Here is a 19921-nt window from a genome sequence, read left to right on the forward strand (position 1 = left end):
CCACTTTACACCATCTCGACTGACACCACCGACTTGAGCTCGCGTAAATTGTGTAACAAGCTGTCGCTTGGCACAACGCGCCAATCCATGCCCAATTTAACATCGGCACTCGCGCCCTGAATCTGCACATGAATGGTGACCCCCAAACCATCCTCATCGACTTGGCTGCGCAACGCCGTTTTCAAAGCCTGCACATCCAGCTCGGCTTCACGCGTATCGACATCAATCACCAACTGGCTCGCTTGCAACGCCCGCGCCCGCGCCATATCAAGCACGCGTTCGGCAACAATGCGCACCCCGCCGCTGTAGTCATCTTTACTGATTTTGGCTTGAATAATGACCAGATGGTCTTCTTTAAGAATGCTGGCAAACCGCTCGTATACTTCATTAAATACCGACACTTCGACCCGCTCGGTTTTGTCGTCAAGCGTGACAAACATCATTTTGCCGCGTTTGGTGAACATCGTGCGAACAGCGACAATCACGCCCGCGATAAGCACCGCGTCTCGCTGCGGTGAAATGTCTTTCAAGCGGGTTTTGACCACCTGATTCACTTCAGCAGCAGACTCATCGTACAAATGCCCGCTGACATAAAAACCTAAAGCCAGTTTTTCATTCGCTAATTTTTCGCGCAAAGTCCACGGCGACACTTGCGCCAACTGCGCTTTCCATTCGGTATCAAAAGTTTGTGCATCATCAAACAAGCTGTTTTGGTGTTTGTTTTGTTCAGCATGAAAAGCCGCTTCAAGTGCGTGCTCAAGGCTGGCGAGTACGCTCGCGCGATTGTCATGCAACGCGTCAAAAGCACCTGCTTTGATTAAGGCTTCCAGCGTGCGTCGATTGACGTGCTGCTTATCAACACGCAAGCAAAAATCAAAAAAGCTGGTAAACGCTCCATTCGCTTCGCGCTCGGCAACAATGGCCTCAATCGCGGCCTGCCCCGCCCCTTTCACCGCTCCTAAGCCATAGCGAATATGGCGTGCATCCGTTGGCACATAAGCATAATACGAGTGGTTGATGTCGGGCGGCAAAATCGTCAGCCCGTTGGCGAGGCTGTCTTCATAAAAAATTTGCATTTTATCGGTGTCGTCCATATCGGAGGACATCGTCGCCGCCATAAATTCGGCGGGATAATATGCCTTAAACCAAGCCGTTTGATAAGCGATGAGGGCATAGGCCGCGGAGTGTGATTTGTTAAAACCATAATCCGCAAATTTTTCCATCAAGTTAAATAATTCAGTGGCTAAGGCAACCGATACACCATGTGCTTGCGCACCTTGTGCGAAGACTTCGCGCTGACGCGCCATCTCTGCGGCATCTTTTTTACCCATTGCACGGCGCAACAAATCAGCGCCACCGAGTGAGTACCCACCTAAAATTTGCGCAACCAACATCACCTGCTCTTGGTACACCATCACGCCATAAGTCGGTTCTAAAGTGGTTTTCAAGTCGGGATGAAAATACCACTCATCCTTACCACGCCCCGTTTTCACTTGTTCTTTTTTACGCTGAATAAAGTCATCCACCATCCCTGAACCCAGCGGGCCAGGTCGGTTCAACGCCATGAGCGCAATGATGTCCTCAAAGCTATCGGGTTTGAGCTTTTTCTCAAGGTCTTTGGCTGAACGCGACTCGGATTGGAACACGGCGGTGGTGTTGCCGTCCGTAAACACTTGAAACACTTTTGGGTCATCCAGTGGCAAATCTTCCAACACAAAATCCGCCTTATCGGGATTCAGCATTTTTAGATATTTCACCGCCAGTTTAAGAATCGTTAAGTTGCGTAAGCCCAAAAAGTCAAACTTGACCAAGCCAATGGCTTCCACATCATTTTTATCATATTGGCTGACCACCGAATGCGTACCTGCCGCACAATAAATCGGACAAAAATCAGTTAATTTACCAGGCGCAATCAACACGCCACCCGCGTGCATGCCAATGTTTCGAGTCAAGCCTTCAAGCGGTTGCGACAACGCAATGATTTCTTGAGCCTCTTCTTCGTTCTCAAAACGTTCTTTGAAAGCAGGCTCATCTTTTAAAGTCCGCTCCAACGTCCACGGGTCGGTCGGATCGTGTGGAATTAATTTTGACAAGCTGTCACAGTAGTTATACGGCATATCGAGCACACGCCCGACGTCGCGCACCACGGCTTTAGCCCCCAATGTACCAAAGGTAGCGATTTGTGACACGGCGGCATGGCCATATTTATCCTTCACATATTGAATCACCGAGTCACGACCATCTTGGCAAAAGTCAATATCAAAGTCGGGCATCGAGACGCGCTCTGGATTTAAAAACCGCTCAAACAGCAAATCGTATGCCAACGGGTCAAGGTCGGTAATTTTCAAGGCATACGCCACCAACGAACCCGCACCCGAACCACGCCCTGGGCCGACGGGCACATCATTTTCTTTCGCCCAAGTGATGAAGTCGGCAACAATCAAAAAGTAACCTGGAAACCCCATCTGAATAATGGTGTCCAACTCGCGATTCAAGCGTTGAACATACACAGCTCGTTTTTCTTCGCGAACCGCTTCATCTGGATACAAACGCAGTAAACGCTCTTCCAAACCCTCATGCGACAAAATCCGTGTGTACTCCTCGATGGTCTCGCCATTCGGTGTCGGAAAATCAGGCAACTGCGGCTTGCCCAAATCGAGCAGTAAATTACATTGCTGGGCAATCGCTACGCTATTGGCCAAAGCACTGGGTAAATCAGCGAATCGCTCGTGCATCTCCGCCTGCGTAAGCAAGTACTGACTTTTAGAAAAAGCCGCATCACGCCTTGGATTGGATAAAATTTCACCTTGAGCAATACACACACGCGCCTCATGCGCTCGGTGGTCTTCTGGATTCAAAAATTGAATCGCATGGGTCGCCACCAGCGGGGTCTGCGTGCGCATGGCCAAATCCGCCGCCAATAAAGTTTGTTGGCTGGATTCAGGTGTATCGAGGCGTTGCGCCTCTAAATAATATTGATTGTTAAACGCCGCACGCCACTTGTGTAAACGCTCTTCTGCTTGCTGCAAATTGCCTTTGAGCAAAGATTGACCGACATCACCCAAATGCGCGCCCGACAGCGCAATCAGACCATGGTTCAATTCCGCGGCCTCTAGCCACGACGGATGTATCTGACCATGTGTGGCGCGGTCGCTTTGCAAATACGCCTGACTGAGCAACTCGCACAAGCGCAAATACCCCTCACGATTTTTCACCAGCAGCAACATGCGATACGGCTGCGTCACATCGTCGTCATTGCTCACCCACACATCTGCGCCCATAATCGGCTTGACGCCTGCGCCTTGTGCCGCTTTATAAAACTTAACCAAGCCAAATGTATTGCCCAAGTCCGTTAATGCCAATGCCGCTTGGGCATCCGCTTTTGCGCGCTTAACCGCATCACCAATGCGCGTAATGCCGTCTTGTACGGAAAATTCAGAATGTAAACGCAGGTGGACAAATGTAGGCTGGGGCATGAGAAAATTCTAAAAGTCGCTGGAGGCGTTTGGTTTGATTAAGGTTTGCTTTAAAATAGCCATCATTGTACTAAAACAACACCCCATCCATGCGCAAATCCACCAACAACACGCCGATTGAATGTGCACCCAACCTGCTCACCCCCGACAGCTGGCTCGCACGCGCATGGCACAGCGCACAACGGCATCGACAACATCCAAACACATCGCCGTATATCGGTCGTTTTGCGCCCTCACCATCGGGCTTGTTACACCAAGGCTCTTTAATTGCCGCATTGGCATCGTACCTGCACGCACGCTGGCATGCGGGCACATGGTTGGTGCGCATGGAGGATGTGGATGTTTCTCGTTGCACGCGGGCGTATGGACTCGCACAATTGCAACTACTCATGGACTTGGGTTTTGAGTTCGATAACAATGTGATGTGGCAAAGCGAGCGCAATGCAGCTTATCAAGCGGCTTTTGCGCAACTGCAAGCGCAAGGGCGCATCTACCCTTGTGGTTGCAGCCGCAAAGAAATTGCAGATTCACGCATCGCCCTCAACACCACCGCCACCTATTCAGGTGCGTGTCGACACGGCATGACCGACGGCAAAGCAATCCGCTCTTGGCGTTTTCGCGTGGATGATGAGGTGATTCGCTGGAACGATGAAAATGGCGACAGTCACATGGAAGCCATTGCCCAAAGCGTGGGGGATTTTGTGCTCAAGCGCGAGACACCGCAAGGTGGCGAGTGGGCGTATCAGCTCGCCGTGGTGGTTGATGATGCAGCACAAGGCGTGACCCACGTTGTGCGAGGCGCAGATTTATTGGATTCAACCGCACGGCAAATCGCTTTGCAACAAGCCCTTAACTTACCCACGCCGCAATACAATCATTTCCCACTGTTGCTTAACCCTCAAGGTGAAAAAATCAGCAAGCGTGAGCAAGCACCCGCATTACACGCGTTAGATGGCTTATCGGCTTTACAGCACGCGTGGCAATTTTTAGGTGGCACGTATTTTGAGTGCCACGATGTGCCATCGTTTTGGTCTAGCGTGCTACCGAATGCTACCTTTTAGCAGAACACCCCGTTGTTGAGAAATCAACATTATTATGAGTATCGGTTTTTGACCTGATAAGGCTTGTGGTACATTAGAGGTCTTGTCTTTTGCATACAAAAAAACCATGAAACTGCCCATTGGCTGCTTCGGCGGCACGTTCAATCCACCCCACACTGCGCATTTCGCCTTGCTCCACAGCGCACGCGAGCAACTTGGCTTGGCGCAGGTGTTGCTGATTCCAGCGGGGCAACCTTGGCAAAAACCTCATGTATTGGCCACCGAGCATCGCCTGCACATGCTGCAATTGGCAATGGCGTATGATGAGAACGTATGGCAAGCCAAAAATGCGCAAGCGTATCCATTACAACTGGATACGCTTGAGGTGAACTTGCCGCAAGCCAGTTATACGGTTGATACGTTGCGTACTTTGCGCGAACGTTATCCCGATACCCCGTTGGTATGGATAATGGGTTCTGACCAATTAAGTAATCTACACACATGGCACAACTGGCAAGAGCTACTGGACTATGCTCACATCGCCGTGGCGCAACGCGCAGGTCATGAAGTACTCAGTACAGAGCTGCCTGAACCGTTACAATCGTTTTATGCGGCGCGCGTCACCCGTGATGCGCATGTTTGGCACTCTCAACTGCAGGGCTGCTTTGTGCCTTTTACTTTAGCCGCCATGCACATTTCATCTTCAGCGATTCGCCAAGCGATTGCACAAGGTCAAGCACCACAAGACATTGCCGCACTGCGCCCAGCAGTCGCCGATTATATTCAACAACAACATTTATACGGAAACTCGCCATGACTGCACTTATATGGAGCATTGCCGCCTATCTACTCGGTTCAATTTCGTTTGCCATCGTCTTATCAAAGCTTTTCGGGATGGATGATCCACGCTCGTATGGCTCAAATAATCCTGGCGCAACCAATATGTTGCGCTCTGGACGAAAAACAGTGGCTTTATTGACCTTGCTGGGTGACGCGGCCAAAGGTTTATTGCCCGTCGTTTTGGCTCGTCAAATGACCGATTTGCCTTTTGCTTTGTCTATGATTGCATGCGCTGCATTTTTAGGTCACTTGTATCCTATTTTCTTTAAATTTCAGGGCGGTAAAGGTGTCGCTACATTTTTGGGAGCGATGCTTGGGTTAATACCAGCAGTGGGCGGTTTGACACTTGTGGTTTGGCTCATCGTTGCAGTCACTACCCGTTACTCATCCTTGTCGTCATTGATTTCTAGCGTGTTTGCCTTTGGTTTATTGGTGCTTTACTGGGGTAAGGGCGCATGGATATTATGGGTTGCATTGATGGTTGCCTTATTGTTTTGGCGTCATCGTAGCAATATTGCTAAATTACTGAACGGCACTGAAAGTCAATTATTTGCAAAAAAAGGCATCTAACTCTTATTTCGCGTTTGATTTTCGAATATTTTTTTAAAAAACACATCTTTTATTGATGCGGCGCATCATGTATTTTTTATGAACTGCACCTCAAAAAAATCACGCCAGAGTAAATTGTAAGCATTGTTTTGACAAGCCCAAGACAAATACGAATCGATTGGTGTCGTGATGACGAAGACAATGCGTCATTCGATATAGCCATTTTCATATTGCAATGCAGCACAAAAACTTCTATTTTCCTCCATGATTTTCCTTGCACTCCACCCCAAGGCTTGTTATAGTTTCGACACATTGTTTGAGGTCATATATAAGACATCTAACACTGTTCGCTGGTTTCAAAAAGGTGTCAGACCCAGACTGTACAGAATTTTTGGAAGGAGCATGGTAGGAGACAATCGACGCACTTCGGTGATGTCCATAAAAAATGAGCAAACCAAAATAACAGCTCAATAACTAAATAAAAAACGCGACCATTTCATCATGGTCGCGTTTTTTAATTGTGATGCCAATTACACCAAAGCAACGGCCTCTACCTCAAACAAACCGCCTTTAGGTAAACTTGCAACGCCAATTGTTGAGCGTGCTGGGAATGGCTCGGGCACGTATTGCGCCATAATCGCATTGACTGCGGCAAAGTCCGCTAAATCCGTTAAAAACAGGGTGAATTTAACGACATTCGCCAATGAGCTGCCCGCTTCTTGCAAAATGGCATCCAAATTTTTGAATGCTTGATGTGCTTGCGCCTCAACACCGCTGACCAAGTCACCTGTAGCGGGGTCTAAGCCCAATTGCCCCGAGGTGAATACCATCTGACCTGTTTTAACCGCTTGTGAATATGGACCAATCGCTGCGGGTGCTTTGGTGGTGCTAATGATTTGTTTTGACATAAAAATCTCCTGTTAAATGTTAATGTCGTAATTTAATTTCACTTCATCGCCATGCATCCCCCGAAAACCCCAATTTTCAGCGGGACTTTCAATGATACATATTTCTAAATCATACTGGCGAATGCCGACACGTGCCTCGATTTCATCAAATAATCGACGAATCAACGCTTTACGTGTCTCCTGACTTCGTCCTGATATCATCAAAATTTCGATGATGGTGTAAGCCTCGCTCCGACCTTCTGGATAGAAAAAGTCTTTTTTGTCTAAACCAATGAAACGATGCGCCCGTTTATCGTTTGGCAACCGCAAAACGTCAACAACGCAGCCATGAATCACATCCGACAACTGCTGACGCAGGGGTGTCAAACGCTCTGTCAGGCCATAAATTTTAATTTGAGACATGCCCGTTACACCTCCATGACGCGCTTGGCTAACAAGCTAGGTTTTATTGCTCCGCAAAATTATTACGCTTAAGTTCACGGCGGGCCTTAACAGCATCAGATAACTGCTTCAAAACAGCTTCAGACGATTCCCAATCAATGCAGCCGTCCGTAATACTTTGCCCATAAGTCAACTCGACGCCCGCCACCAAATCTTGACGTCCTCCCACTAAGTTGGACTCAATCATGACACCAAAAATTTTGTCATCGCCACTGGCGATTTGCGCTGCGATATTGGCGCACACAGGCACTTGATTCTCGGGTTTTTTCTCGCTGTTACCATGAGAAGCATCCACCATGACTTTTTTAGCCAAACCCGCTTTACTGATTTGCTCACATGCTTCAGCAACGCTATCGGCGTCATAATTGGGCTTTTTGCCTCCGCGCAAGATGACGTGCCCATCCTCATTGCCGTGGGTCGAAACAATCGCCGCATGCCCTGACTTGGTCACTGACAAAAAGTGATGCGGGCGTTGTGCAGCTAAAGTCGCATCCACTGCAATTTTAACATTGCCATCTGTACCATTTTTAAAACCCACGGGGCATGATAAGCCCGAAGCCAATTCGCGATGCACTTGAGACTCGGTCGTGCGCGCACCAATCGCGCCCCAGCTGACTAAATCACCAATGTATTGGGGCGTAATCATGTCAAGAAACTCAACCGCAACAGGCATGCCCATCGTATTGATTTTCAACAATAAATCACGGGCAATGCGCAAGCCTGTGTTGATGTCAAACGTCTCGTCCAAATGCGGGTCATTAATCAAGCCTTTCCAGCCAACGGTCGTGCGCGGCTTTTCAAAATACACCCGCATGACAATTTCCAAGGCGTCTTTGTACAACTGCCTTTGAGTCAATAAACGTTGGCAATATTCCAAAGCCGCCTTGGTGTCGTGAATCGAGCAAGGGCCAATCACCACCACGAGGCGGTCATCGGCTCCGTGCAATACGCGGTGAATCGCCGAACGTGCTTGAAAAGGTACGTTTGCAACCTCTTCAGGTAAAGGATACTCCTCCATCATTACCACTGGCGGTGCGAGTTCTTTCAATTCTTTGATGCGGGTATCGTCGGTTAGAATCATGATGTCTCTTTTCAAAAATGATGGATTAAATAAAAAAACCGCTAATTAAAAAATTAGCGGTTTGTAGAAGTTTCGGTCGCACGCAGCTCACCGAACAGACAGACCGCCAGTTCGAGTAAAGTACCAAAAGTAAAAAGCGTGTAAAGTGCGCATGACCAATTATTCTTCGAAAGTGTTACCAATGAAAAGCTTTGCACAACCCGAACACAGTTTCAAAATAAAACAGCGTCGCTTCGTGTAAACTTGTAACTTTATAACGTGTTTTAAAAAAATTTGCAAGTTGTTTAGCTGAATAAGTCGGTTTGAATTCTTTTTTTATAGTTTTTTCTTACTTTTTAGAAATTTTTCTCTTGTTTTTAACGTCGCCATCATGTTTTTTAACCCAACCCTTGCCGAAGTGCGTCAATTTTTTTATCACGCATGGCACAAATTTTTAAACAACCAAAGCCTCGCGCCCATGGAACAAATGGCCGTGCATTGGATGCGTCAGCATGACGAATACCATGCCATTTTGAACGGCCCGATTGAAGCACTTGAGGCGGCGCAGTTCATGCCTGAAGACGGGCAGAGCAATCCTTTTTTACATTTGTCGATGCACTTATCCATCAGTGAGCAGTTGTCTATCAATCAACCCATCGGTATACGTGAGGCGTACCAGAAACTCGCACAAAAACTGGATGATGAACATGCGGCGCAACATGTGGTCATGGAATGTTTGGGCCAAGTGCTTTGGCAAGCACAACGCGAACAGCGCGAACCCGACAGTGCGGCTTATATTGACAGCATTCTCAAAGCCGCGACATCCCCAACTTCTAACATTCATTAAAACAAAGGAATCACTATGCTTTTCAAAACCAGTAGCATCTTTAAAGAAAATTTAGAACAATTCCCGAGCATTGAGGGCATTGAAAAAATAGAACTGTATCAAGATGATGTGTTGCAAGGCACCATCGAAAATATTGATGGGCAAAAAGGCTCGCTGGCTTTGTACCACTATTTATTTAAAACCATGGGGACTTTGGACTTAGCAGCCGCGCGTCGCGGTTTGGAGTTGTTTGCAGAACACACGTCCGCCGCACGCGCCACACCTGGCGCACATCCGAACATTGACCGTCTGATTTTGATTGAGGCCACACACAAGCCCATGACAATGACAATTATTTACAACGCCGATGCCGCTCCCACAACAACGTGGGATGACGACCGCGAGGAACAATAAAACGATGCCACTAAAAAGCCGCTGAATTCCTTCAGCGGCTTTTTAGTGGACTGCGGGTGATTTGTGGGCGATTGACACTCCAACCTTATACTTAAATCATGCTCCAGCCATGGCTGACATTAATCGATTGACCTGTTAATGCACCCGTATCATTGGCCAAGTAAGTGACTAAATTCGCCACATCGACCGTGGTGGTAAATTCGCCATCAACGGTTTCTTTGAGCATGACATTTTTCACAACTTCTTCTTCAGTGATGTGTAACGCTGCGGCTTGTTCTGGAATTTGTTTTTGCACCAGCGGCGTCAAAACATAGCCGGGACAAACCACGTAGCTATGGATTTTGAACGGTCCGCCCTCTTTGGCAATCACGCGCGCCAAGCCCAATAGCCCATGTTTGGCGAACACATATGCCGATTTCAATTTTGATGCTTCGTGCGAATGCACTGAGCCCATATAAATGATTTTGCCACCACGGCCCGCATCTTTCATGTATTTGTATGCGGCTTTGGTGGTTAAAAATGCGCCGTCCCCATGAATCGCCATCATTTTTTTCCAGTCTTCAAACGGATACTCTTCGATGGGATGTACGATTTGTATGCCCGCATTCGACACCAATATGTCAATGCTGCCGAAAGTATCAACCGCTTGTTTGATGCCTGCGTTGACTTCGTCTTCGCTGGTCACATTCATACTGACCGCCATCGCTTTACCACCCGCATCAATGATGCTTTGTGCCACGACTTTCGCGCCGTCTAAATTCAAATCGGCAATGACGACGGCTGCGCCGTCTTTCGCTAACATTTTTGCGCACTCTTCACCAATGCCACTGGCTGCACCCGTCACAAGGGCGACTTTTCCGACTAAACTCATATTCAATCCTTTTCAAAAGTAGAAAAAAATAATTCACTCGCTTCAGTGAGTCACAATCAACTTGATTAATGCACCTATTCTTTTGCCAAATTATCATACGCGACTTCGCTCACCCCCAAAAGGAAATCGACAATATTGTGGAACGCTTTGGGCATTCAATAATACATGGCCTTAAATTTCGGCTGGATCCACATCAATCAACCACATCAAGCGGGATTTTTGCTCGACAAGCGCAGCCTGCCATTGCGTTAAAAACTGTTGCAAGCGTGGGCGCGATGGACACTCAATTAAAACCTGCGCACGCTCTTGGCGATTCAAACGCATCATATTCATGGGCACGGCCGCATTGACGGTGACCTGCGTAAACGCTATTTGCGTGTCGATAAGCGCCAAAGCCAACTCACGCGCCTTTTGGGCAAACAGCATCGCGTTTTTCAACTCAGGCGCGGCCACATGCAGTAAAGCATGCGCAGCAAACGGCGGCAATCCCAGTTGTTGACGCACCGCCAACTCATCATTGGCAAAGGTTTCAAAGTCATGCGAGCGCAGTTGTGTCCACATCGGGTGCTCTGGGAAGGCCGTTTGAATCAACACGCGCCCTGCTGTTTGACCTCGCCCAGCACGACCAATCACTTGCTGCAACAAGGCAAATAACCGTTCTGGCGCGCGATAATCCTGTGCGAATAAACCACTGTCGACATCCAGCACGCCGACGGTATTCAAATTCGGCCAATCATGCCCTTTAGCCAGCATTTGCGTGCCAATGACTACATCTGCAACACCCGCAGCAATGTCCGCCAGCGCATGCTCCAATTCGCCTTTATTGCGCGTTGAATCGGCATCAATGCGTCGCACGATGGCATTTGGCCATATTCGCGCCACGGTTTCTTCGATGCGCTGCGTCCCTTGACCAATCGGGCGCATATCGGCATTCCCGCATTTGACACACACTTTCGGCACACGCGCCTGTACACCACAATGGTGGCAATGCAGGTGCCGAGTGGTGTGGTGATACACCAAATGCGCCGCGCAGTTGGAACAGTCATGCATATGCCCGCAGTGCCCGCAGTATAAAACAGGCGCGTAACCTCGACGATTCTGAAACAACAACGTTGTGTTGTGTTGCGCCATCGACTCGCTCATCAGCCGTCGCAGCGGCTCACTTAGCCCATCCTGTGCCGCGGTTTTTTGCACATCGACTAAAATCACTTCAGGCAATGATGCACCCGTGACCGCGCGCTCAGACAGGCGGTGTAAGCCGTAGCGACCAGTTTGGGCGTTGTGCCACGTCTCCAGCGAGGGCGTGGCCGAGCCGAGCACAATCGGAATATTCAACTGGTGGGCGCGGTAAATCGCCACATCTCGCGCCGAATAACGCACGCCTTCTTGCTGTCGATAAGAACTGTCATGCTCTTCATCGACCACAATCGCACGTAAATGCGGCAATGTCGTCAAAACAGACAAGCGCGTGCCCAACACCACCCGAGCTTGCCCGTTGCTCGCTCGCCACCAATTCATCAAGCGAGTGGACTCGGTCAAGCCGCTGTGTAAAGTGACGACGGCCTCCGCTCCAAAACGCGCATTCAAGCGCGCAGCCAACTGTGGCGTGAGGTTGATTTCAGGCACTAAAATCAGCACTTGCGCCTGTGGGTCTATTTGCAAAATCTGTGCAAGATATTGCAAATAGATTTCAGTCTTGCCACTGCCCGTGACACCAAACAATAACTGTGGCCGCAAGTCACGCGAATCATCCTCCAATTGATTTAACAGGCTGCTTAACACAAGCTCTTGAGCGGCGGTCAAAGTCAATTCGCGCCCCATGACCACGGGAGCGGGCGTGCGGGGCATTTTCTGCCACTTTTGCCATGTGCGCATGCCCTTACTCAAACGGGCAACAGGCGAAGCCTCTTCAACCGTTAAAGTCTTGCCATTGCGAACCACCATTGGCAACGCAGGCAACGCCACCTCGCCCAAACCGCGCTGATAGTAGCGCGACATGAAACGAATCAGCTCTAAACCGTTGTCATCCAAAGGCGGTACAAAAGGTAAAACAGCCCGTATCTGCTTCAGTTTACCCTCGGGCACATCTGTGCTCTCCGCCACGCCCACCACAATTCCGACGACAGATTGCTTGCCAAAAGGCACAAGCACAGCCCGCCCAATCCACAGACTCGGCTGACTCAAGCTCAACACACAGTCTTGTGTCTCGCATTCAATGGGCGCGTAATCAAATACGCCCGTGGCGGATACCGTCACAGGCACATCACACGCGACTTGCAAAACCCATGTTGTCATTTGAAATATCTCTTCAATTGTTGCCTGAGCTTTTGATTTCATTGGGCTTTTTCAGTTGCCCACAAAATCTGTGGATAACTATGTGGGCAACTCTTGGACAATTGCGAAAAAGTCAACAAAATCAAGGTCTAAACACAAAATGATTGTTTTTTGCCCAGCACAAAAAATCATTTATTATCAATAGGTTAAACAAAAAACACTTGAGAAAACCTTGCCGCTAAATAATCTTTGTTTTAAATTGTTCATCTTTGAAAAATGTGGGTAAGTCAAGTCTTTTTCAACATTTTTTTGCTTGTTCAACACTTGCTCACCCGCCAGTTGAAAGTCCTAGAAAAAACCATCCGTATTTTCCGTCTTGTGATCATTTGGCATTAAAATTTGATGTCAATTTTAAGTTTAAACGCTAACACCTATGATTTTATTGGCTTTTTTCAGTTACCCACAAAATCTGTGGATAACTTTGTGTACAACTCAGTCAAAAAAGCAAGAACCCCCCGCCAAATCAAGGCTTAACTTAAAATGCGTATTTTTTACACAATAATTAATATTCTTTATTTTCAAACACTTAAGCTTAAAAATAAGTGGAAAAACCACCCCATTCTCGTCAAAGCCCATCACTAAGGCAGTTTCAAAAAAATGTGGGTAAGTCAAGTTGTTTTACTGTTTTTTTAATACGTAGAAACAAAAAATTAAAGATGTAAGTCTTTTCCAATTCGAAGCGAAGTGGAGATAAATAACTCGACTTATAAATCAGATGACTTGCGTATTTGCCGACTATAAGAATGTACTTCATCGACTAACACTTTGACCGCCTCAGGAGAGGTAAATTGTGAAATACCATGACCTAAATTAAACACATGTCCTGCATTCGGTCCAAAAGCATCCAATACACGGCGTACTTCTTTACGTATCGCTTCATCAGAACCAAACAAAATCATCGGGTCAATATTGCCTTGCAGCGCCACCCGATGACCCACTTGCGCTCGCGCCACGCCGACATCCACCGTCCAGTCTAAACCCAAGGCATCGGCACCCGATTCAGCCATGCTATCAAGCCAGATGCCCCCGCCTTTAGTGAACATGATGACGGGAATTTTTTCGCCATTCACTTCACGGGTCAAACCTTGTATCACTTGGCGCATATAGGCCAATGAAAACTCTTGATAGGCATGATGTGCCAACGAGCCGCCCCACGTGTCAAACAACATGACCGCTTGCGCCCCTGCTGCAATTTGCGCATTTAAGTATTCAACCGTGGCTCGTGCATTGACCATTAAGATATGGTGCAGCAAATCTGGACGACGATACATCATTGATTTAATGGTTTTAAACTCACGCGATGAACCGCCTTCAACCATATAACATGCAATCGTATAAGGACTGCCCGCGAAGCCAATTAAGGGCACACGCCCATCCAACGCCGAACGAATTTTGGCCACGGCATCAAATACATACTGTAAACGCCCCATATCGGGCACTTCCAAACGCTGCACGGCCACTTCGTCTTGCAATGGGCGATCAAACACGGGGCCTTCGCCTTCAACGAAACGCAGGCCCAGTCCCATCGCGTCAGGCACGGTTAAAATGTCGCTGAATAAAATGGCCGCATCAAGGTTGTAACGGTCGATTGGCTGTAACGTCACTTCTGTCGCCAACATTGGATTTTGAGCCAGCTGCATGAAACTGCCGGCTTGCGCACGCGTGGCGCGGTATTCAGGCAAGTAACGCCCAGCTTGTCGCATGAGCCACACGGGCGTATAGGGGGTCGTTTCGCGACGCAATGCGCGTAAAAAAACATCGTTTTTCAAAGGTGTCAATGAGGTCATGTGGACTCGATTCAGTTTACAATGCACAAAACAGCATTGTAACAAAAGCCGCTGCCAAAATTGGTACGGTTTCTTATATACGAGGAGGACTCATATGAGCCAAACATTCATCATTGCAGGCATGACCTGCCAACATTGCGTTGCACGCGTACAATCGTCTCTCGCCGCCGTTGAGGGCGTTTCGAATGTAGAGGTTAGCCTCACCCCTCCGCGAGCAACCATCCACGCACATAATAATCAAGAAATTGATTGTTCAGCACTCAGTGAAGCGTTGTCAGGCACTCAATTTTCAATCACAGAAATGCCCTCTGCTGCGACCCAACCTTTGAGGCGTTAGTCATGCCTTACACTGCTGAAGATTTGCACACGCAATGTGAACACGCCGCACAGATTGTCCTGCGGACGCCGTTTGACAACAGTCAACCTGCGCAAATCCTTGCAGTTGGCCTGTTTGTGCGAGCGGTTGAAACCGTTGGGGCTGCCTTGGTGATTTATCCGACACATTTTCATTCGGCAATTATGACATTGGCACGGACTTTACTTGAAGCGACCGCGCAACTGGGGTTTTTATCAAAAAACCCTAAGCTGCATTATGATGCTTTACATTTAATGGATTTAGAAGAAAAATACCTGCGCTTAGATGCTTCATCACAGCCGCATGATGATTTAAGTGAGCTGCGACAAGCGATTGAACAGTACAAGCACAAGGGCATCAAACGCCCCAGTTTAAAAAAAATGTTGACTGTTTGGGGCTATGCCGATGTGTACGAGAGTTATCGCTTTCTCAGTCAACATTCACACACTTCATTGACGAGCATTGCTGACCTTTCAATACAGCATGCCCATATTAAACTGGGCAGCCGCATGTCTGAAGACACTGAAAACGCCATTTTTGGACTGATGGTCGAACTGCTGAAAGAAGGCGAAAAAGCCTTTTTGTACATATTGACTCCAAACGCGCCAGCCCCTTAAAAATCATGGTATGGCGTGCCACAGGATATTTTCATTCTAAAAGCCGCTCTAAAACTAGCTCTAAAAAACCATACATAAAAAAAGCCCACATCAATTGATGTGGGCTTTTGAGTACTACAGATAAAATCACGATTGATTCATGATTGATTTCATCAAACAGCCATTACTCCGACACAGGCTTTTGCGTGAAATCCATCACATCCGTCATTTCAGCAGCGGGTGCATCCTCAAAAATAGAGTTGTCTTGCTGAGCGCGTTGCTGCTCATAGACTTTCTTATTTGCACGCGCACGGTGGAAAGCCAAGCCCGTACCTGCTGGAATCAAGCGACCCACGATGACGTTTTCTTTCAGGCCACGCAACTCATCGCGTTTACCCATAATAGCGGCTTCAGTCAAGACACGCGTGGTTTCTTGGAATGATGCGGCTGAAATGAATGAGTCCGTTGACAATGAGGCTTTGGTGATACCAAGCAACACATTGCTGTACGTGGCAGGTTGCAAATCTTCTGCGACCATGCGTTCATTTTCAATCAACATATCCGAGCGTTCCACTTGCTCACCAGGAATAAACTTGGTATCGCCCGCATCAACAATTTGCACGCGGCGGAGCATTTGACGCACAATCACTTCAATGTGCTTGTCATTGATTTTCACGCCTTGCAAACGGTAAACGTCTTGCACTTCATCAACGATGTAAGTCGCCAACGCTTCGATACCGAGTAAGCGCAAGATGTCTTGTGGGTCAGCGGGGCCTTCAATGATGACCTCACCTTTATTAACCACTTGACCGTCATGCACCGACAAATGCTTGTCTTTGGCAATCAAGAACTCATGGCTACCACCGTCCAAATCAGTGATGACCAAACGTTGTTTACCACGGGTTTCTTTACCAAAAGTCACTGTACCTGTCACTTCTGCCAACATCCCTGCGTCTTTGGGTGAACGGGCTTCAAACAACTCCGCCACTCGTGGGAGACCACCCGTAATATCGCGGGTTTTTTGCGATTCCATTGGAATACGCGCCAACACCTCGCCTTTACCGACTTCTTGACCATCACGCACCATAATCAATGCGCCGACTTGGAAACCAATCGTCACAGGATGTTCCGTGCCTGGGATTTTGACCTCTTCCCCTGCTTCGTTCAACAATTTAACTTGTGGACGCACCGTTTTAGAAGTCGAGCTGCCGCGACGTTTAGGGTCAATTGCAACTAAAGTGGTCAAACCCGTCACCTCGTCAATTTGACGCGCAACTGTCACGCCCTCTTCGACGTTTTCAAACTTCAACTGACCTGCATACTCAGTAATCACTGGACGGGTCAACGGATCCCAAGTCGCCAATTGTGTGCCCGCTTTAATTTGCGCACCATCAACGAACAACAAAATCGCACCATAAGGCACTTTATGACGCTCACGCTCACGACCGTAGTCGTCGGCAATGATGATTTCACCTGAACGAGAAATGACAATTTGCTCGCCTTTGGTGTTGGTCACGTAACGCATGGTGTTGGTGAAACGCAAAATACCATTCGATTTGGCTTCAATGCTAGACACAACGGCTTGACGCGATGCCGCACCACCGATGTGGAAGGTACGCATCGTCAACTGTGTACCTGGTTCACCAATTGATTGTGCGGCGATGACACCAACGGCTTCACCTTTGTTGACCATACCGCCACGACCCAAGTCACGACCATAACATTTTGCGCATAAACCGTAACGCGTGTCGCATGACAATGGCGTGCGCACTTTGACTTCGTCAATGCCGAGTTTATCAATCAATTCAACGTGGTCTTCTTCGAGCAATGTACCCGCTTCAAACACCGTTTCTTGAGTTTCAGGATTAATCACGTCGGCAGCCGCCACACGACCTAAAATGCGCTCGCGCAAGGCTTCGATGACTTCACCACCCTCAACTAAGGCTTTCATGCCCACGCCGTTGGGTGTGCCGCAATCATCTTCGACCACGACCAAATCTTGGGTCACGTCAACCAAACGACGGGTCAAGTAACCAGAGTTCGCTGTTTTCAACGCCGTATCCGCCAAACCTTTACGCGCACCGTGGGTGGAAATAAAGTATTGCGATACGTTCAAGCCTTCACGGAAGTTCGCTGTAATTGGCGTTTCGATAATCGAACCATCAGGCTTGGCCATCAAACCACGCATACCCGCAAGCTGGCGAATCTGTGCTGCTGAACCACGCGCACCTGAGTCGGCCATCATGTAAATCGCATTGAACGATTCCTCACGGGTTTCGTTGCCATGACGGTCAATCACTGGGTCGGTCGAGAGGTGCTCCATCATCGCTTTACCGACTTGGTCACCCGCACGACCCCAGATGTCAATCACTTTATTGTAACGCTCGCCCGAAGTCACGAGACCCGATGAGTATTGCTGCTCAATCTCTTTCACTTCTTTTGAAGCGGCGTTAATCAAGCCTTCTTTTGCGGCAGGAATTAACATGTCATCCACGGCAATCGAAATACCCGCGCGTGTCGCCAAGCTGAAACCATTTTCTTTCAAACGGTCGGCAAACAAGACCGTTTCGTTCAAACCGCACTTACGGAACACCAACGTAATCAACTTAGAAATTTCTTTTTTCTTCAGCGTTTTGTTCATGATTTCGAACGACAAGCCCGCTGGCAAAATTTCTGACAAGAACGCACGGCCCACTGTAGTTTCGTAACGCTTCATGCGTTTAGTGCGCTCGCCTGTGTCTTTGTTGATGTCGATTTCAGCAATACGCACGGTGATGCGTGTGGTCAAAGCCAATTGACCCGCTTCGTATGCACGGCGCACTTCGTTGACATCCGCGCAGAACATGCCTTCGCCGATGCCGTTGGTTTTCGCACGTGTCGCGTAGTACAGACCCAAGACGATGTCTTGAGACGGCACAATCGAAGGCTCACCCGAGGCTGGGAACATGATGTTATTTGAGGCAAGCATCAAGGTGCGCGCTTCGGTTTGGGCTTCAATCGACAACGGCACGTGAACGGCCATTTGGTCACCGTCAAAGTCGGCATTAAAGGCCGCACAAACCAATGGGTGCAATTGAATCGCTTTACCTTCAATCAAGACCGGTTCAAAGGCTTGAATCCCCAAACGGTGCAAGGTTGGCGCACGGTTGAGCATCACGGGATGTTCGCGGATGACTTCTTCCAAGATGTCCCAAACCACTGGCTCTTGCATTTCGACCATGCGCTTGGCTGACTTGATGGTGTTCGCCAAACCTTGCACTTCCAACTTGTTGTAAATGAATGGTTTGAACAATTCCAAAGCCATCAACTTCGGCAAGCCGCATTGGTGCAATTTCAATTGTGGACCAACCACAATCACTGAACGACCTGAGTAGTCGACACGCTTACCGAGCAAGTTTTGACGGAAACGACCGCCTTTACCTTTAATCATGTCCGCCAACGATTTCAAGGCACGTTTGTTCGCGCCCGCCATGGCTTTACCACGACGACCGTTGTCGAGCAATGAGTCGACCGCTTCTTGCAACATACGTTTTTCGTTGCGCGTGATGATTTCAGGTGCGCGCAATTCCAACAAGCGTTTCAAACGGTTGTTACGGTTAATCACGCGACGATACAAATCGTTCAAATCCGATGTGGCAAAACGCCCACCGTCCAACGGTACCAACGGACGCAAGTCAGGCGGCAACACGGGTAAGACCTCCATCACCATCCAATCAGGCTTGATGCCTGAACGTTGGAACGCTTCTAAAATTTTCAAGCGTTTGGCGATTTTCTTGATTTTCGCGTCTGATGAAGTCGCTTGCAATTCACCGCGCAAGCGTTCGATGTCGGCTGGAATGTCCAAGTTTTGCAACAACTCACGAATGCCCTCTGCGCCCATCAAGGCACGGAACTCATCGCCGTACTCTTCAGTTTTAGCGTAGAAGTCATCTTCTGTCATGATTTGGCAACGCTTGAGCGGCGTCATGCCTGGCTCAATCACCACGTAGGCTTCGAAGTACAACACACGTTCGATGTCACGCAAAGTCATGTCCAACACCATACCCAAACGTGACGGCAATGATTTTAAGAACCAAATGTGCGACACAGGCGCGGCCAATTCGATGTGACCCATGCGCTCACGGCGCACTTTGGTCAACGTCACTTCAACGCCGCAACGTTCACAAATCACACCACGGTGCTTCAAACGTTTGTACTTGCCGCACAAGCATTCGTAGTCTTTGATGGGGCCAAAAATTTTCGCGCAGAACAAACCGTCACGTTCAGGTTTGAACGTGCGGTAGTTGATGGTTTCTGGTTTTTTAACTTCACCAAACGACCATGAACGGATTTTTTCGGGCGATGCCAAACCGACTTTAATCGCTTCAAAGTTTTCATCGGGCTGGACTTGTTTAAATAAGTCGAGTAATGCTTTCATGTTTCAA

15 protein-coding genes are annotated in these 19921 nt (G+C 48.4%); 7 read left to right on the forward strand and 8 right to left on the reverse strand.

Annotation, left to right across the window (positions count from 1 at the left end; all coding sequences use genetic code 11):
- Window positions 1–5: 5 nt before the first annotated feature.
- A complete protein-coding gene (gene dnaE, locus DFR44_RS07530; RefSeq protein WP_133620667.1) occupies window positions 6–3476 on the reverse strand; it encodes a DNA polymerase III subunit alpha in 3471 nt (1156 codons plus the stop codon).
- A gap of 89 nt (window positions 3477–3565) precedes the next feature.
- On the opposite strand from dnaE, the gene gluQRS reads away from it, so the two are divergent.
- The 3 genes from gluQRS to plsY all read left to right on the forward strand — a co-directional run bounded on the left by gluQRS (window position 3566) and on the right by plsY (window position 5926).
- The gene (gene gluQRS, locus DFR44_RS07535) at window positions 3566–4537 is read left to right on the forward strand and encodes a tRNA glutamyl-Q(34) synthetase GluQRS (protein ID WP_133620671.1); all 972 of its coding nucleotides are present in this window, start codon (window positions 3566–3568) and stop codon (window positions 4535–4537) included.
- 106 nt (window positions 4538–4643) lie between these two features.
- Complete coding sequence (gene nadD / locus DFR44_RS07540; RefSeq protein ID WP_133620673.1) at window positions 4644–5333, forward strand: nicotinate (nicotinamide) nucleotide adenylyltransferase; 690 nt, start codon at window positions 4644–4646, stop codon at window positions 5331–5333.
- Window positions 5330–5926, forward strand: a complete 597-nt coding sequence (plsY, locus tag DFR44_RS07545; RefSeq protein ID WP_133620675.1) for a glycerol-3-phosphate 1-O-acyltransferase PlsY — start codon at window positions 5330–5332, stop codon at window positions 5924–5926. The genes nadD and plsY overlap by 4 nt, the downstream gene beginning before the upstream one ends.
- Before the next feature lie 509 nt (window positions 5927–6435).
- On the opposite strand, the gene DFR44_RS07550 is transcribed toward plsY, so the two are convergent.
- Genes DFR44_RS07550 through aroG form a run of 3 tightly spaced genes read right to left on the reverse strand, consistent with a single transcriptional unit; the run spans window position 6436 to window position 8335 of the window.
- Window positions 6436–6813: a RidA family protein gene (locus tag DFR44_RS07550; RefSeq protein ID WP_133620677.1), complete on the reverse strand. Its 378-nt coding sequence runs from the start codon at window positions 6811–6813 to the stop codon at window positions 6436–6438.
- A gap of 12 nt (window positions 6814–6825) precedes the next feature.
- The gene (locus DFR44_RS07555; RefSeq protein ID WP_133620679.1) at window positions 6826–7215 is read right to left on the reverse strand and encodes a tautomerase family protein; all 390 of its coding nucleotides are present in this window, start codon (window positions 7213–7215) and stop codon (window positions 6826–6828) included.
- 43 nt (window positions 7216–7258) lie between these two features.
- Window positions 7259–8335, reverse strand: a complete 1077-nt coding sequence (gene aroG, locus DFR44_RS07560; RefSeq protein WP_133620681.1) for a 3-deoxy-7-phosphoheptulonate synthase AroG — start codon at window positions 8333–8335, stop codon at window positions 7259–7261.
- A 370-nt stretch (window positions 8336–8705) separates the two neighbouring features.
- On the opposite strand from aroG, the gene DFR44_RS07565 reads away from it, so the two are divergent.
- Window positions 8706–9161: a DUF1841 family protein gene (locus tag DFR44_RS07565; RefSeq protein WP_133620684.1), complete on the forward strand. Its 456-nt coding sequence runs from the start codon at window positions 8706–8708 to the stop codon at window positions 9159–9161.
- Window positions 9162–9176: 15 nt separating this feature from the next.
- Window positions 9177–9554, forward strand: coding sequence for a DUF2322 family protein (locus tag DFR44_RS07570; RefSeq protein WP_133620686.1), 378 nt, complete (start codon window positions 9177–9179; stop codon window positions 9552–9554).
- Between the two features lie 91 nt (window positions 9555–9645).
- On the opposite strand, the gene DFR44_RS07575 is transcribed toward DFR44_RS07570, so the two are convergent.
- The 3 genes from DFR44_RS07575 to hemE all read right to left on the reverse strand — a co-directional run bounded on the left by DFR44_RS07575 (window position 9646) and on the right by hemE (window position 14546).
- On the reverse strand, window positions 9646–10425 hold the full coding sequence (locus DFR44_RS07575) for a 3-hydroxybutyrate dehydrogenase (protein WP_133620688.1): 780 nt from the start codon (window positions 10423–10425) through the stop codon (window positions 9646–9648).
- A gap of 171 nt (window positions 10426–10596) precedes the next feature.
- Window positions 10597–12720: a replication restart helicase PriA gene (gene priA / locus DFR44_RS07580; RefSeq protein WP_133620690.1), complete on the reverse strand. Its 2124-nt coding sequence runs from the start codon at window positions 12718–12720 to the stop codon at window positions 10597–10599.
- Window positions 12721–13463: 743 nt separating this feature from the next.
- Window positions 13464–14546: a uroporphyrinogen decarboxylase gene (hemE, locus tag DFR44_RS07585; RefSeq protein ID WP_133620692.1), complete on the reverse strand. Its 1083-nt coding sequence runs from the start codon at window positions 14544–14546 to the stop codon at window positions 13464–13466.
- Window positions 14547–14640: 94 nt separating this feature from the next.
- On the opposite strand from hemE, the gene DFR44_RS07590 reads away from it, so the two are divergent.
- On the forward strand, window positions 14641–14883 hold the full coding sequence (locus DFR44_RS07590) for a heavy-metal-associated domain-containing protein (RefSeq protein WP_162845203.1): 243 nt from the start codon (window positions 14641–14643) through the stop codon (window positions 14881–14883).
- Between the two features lie 2 nt (window positions 14884–14885).
- Window positions 14886–15518 carry a DUF5677 domain-containing protein gene (locus tag DFR44_RS07595; RefSeq protein WP_133620696.1) on the forward strand — a complete coding sequence of 211 codons (633 nt, stop codon included), beginning with the start codon at window positions 14886–14888 and terminating at the stop codon, window positions 15516–15518.
- A gap of 163 nt (window positions 15519–15681) precedes the next feature.
- On the opposite strand, the gene rpoC is transcribed toward DFR44_RS07595, so the two are convergent.
- A complete protein-coding gene (gene rpoC, locus DFR44_RS07600; RefSeq protein WP_133620698.1) occupies window positions 15682–19914 on the reverse strand; it encodes a DNA-directed RNA polymerase subunit beta' in 4233 nt (1410 codons plus the stop codon).
- Window positions 19915–19921: the final 7 nt, after the last annotated feature.

The sequence above is a fragment of the Hydromonas duriensis genome, from assembly GCF_004363775.1.
In the GTDB taxonomy this organism is placed as follows: Bacteria; Pseudomonadota; Gammaproteobacteria; order Burkholderiales; family Burkholderiaceae; genus Hydromonas; species Hydromonas duriensis.

What these genes read in the sequence shown, in the direction of transcription:
- dnaE (WP_133620667.1), bottom strand. Translation starts at nt 3,476, where the DNA reads ATGCCCCAGCCTACATTTGTCCACCTGCGTTTACATTCTGAATTTTCC.
- gluQRS (WP_133620671.1), top strand. Translation starts at nt 3,566, where the DNA reads ATGCGCAAATCCACCAACAACACGCCGATTGAATGTGCACCCAACCTG.
- nadD (WP_133620673.1), top strand. Translation starts at nt 4,644, where the DNA reads ATGAAACTGCCCATTGGCTGCTTCGGCGGCACGTTCAATCCACCCCAC.
- plsY (WP_133620675.1), top strand. Translation starts at nt 5,330, where the DNA reads ATGACTGCACTTATATGGAGCATTGCCGCCTATCTACTCGGTTCAATT.
- DFR44_RS07550 (WP_133620677.1), bottom strand. Translation starts at nt 6,813, where the DNA reads ATGTCAAAACAAATCATTAGCACCACCAAAGCACCCGCAGCGATTGGT.
- DFR44_RS07555 (WP_133620679.1), bottom strand. Translation starts at nt 7,215, where the DNA reads ATGTCTCAAATTAAAATTTATGGCCTGACAGAGCGTTTGACACCCCTG.
- aroG (WP_133620681.1), bottom strand. Translation starts at nt 8,335, where the DNA reads ATGATTCTAACCGACGATACCCGCATCAAAGAATTGAAAGAACTCGCA.
- DFR44_RS07565 (WP_133620684.1), top strand. Translation starts at nt 8,706, where the DNA reads ATGTTTTTTAACCCAACCCTTGCCGAAGTGCGTCAATTTTTTTATCAC.
- DFR44_RS07570 (WP_133620686.1), top strand. Translation starts at nt 9,177, where the DNA reads ATGCTTTTCAAAACCAGTAGCATCTTTAAAGAAAATTTAGAACAATTC.
- DFR44_RS07575 (WP_133620688.1), bottom strand. Translation starts at nt 10,425, where the DNA reads ATGAGTTTAGTCGGAAAAGTCGCCCTTGTGACGGGTGCAGCCAGTGGC.
- priA (WP_133620690.1), bottom strand. Translation starts at nt 12,720, where the DNA reads ATGACAACATGGGTTTTGCAAGTCGCGTGTGATGTGCCTGTGACGGTA.
- hemE (WP_133620692.1), bottom strand. Translation starts at nt 14,546, where the DNA reads ATGACCTCATTGACACCTTTGAAAAACGATGTTTTTTTACGCGCATTG.
- DFR44_RS07590 (WP_162845203.1), top strand. Translation starts at nt 14,641, where the DNA reads ATGAGCCAAACATTCATCATTGCAGGCATGACCTGCCAACATTGCGTT.
- DFR44_RS07595 (WP_133620696.1), top strand. Translation starts at nt 14,886, where the DNA reads ATGCCTTACACTGCTGAAGATTTGCACACGCAATGTGAACACGCCGCA.
- rpoC (WP_133620698.1), bottom strand. Translation starts at nt 19,914, where the DNA reads ATGAAAGCATTACTCGACTTATTTAAACAAGTCCAGCCCGATGAAAAC.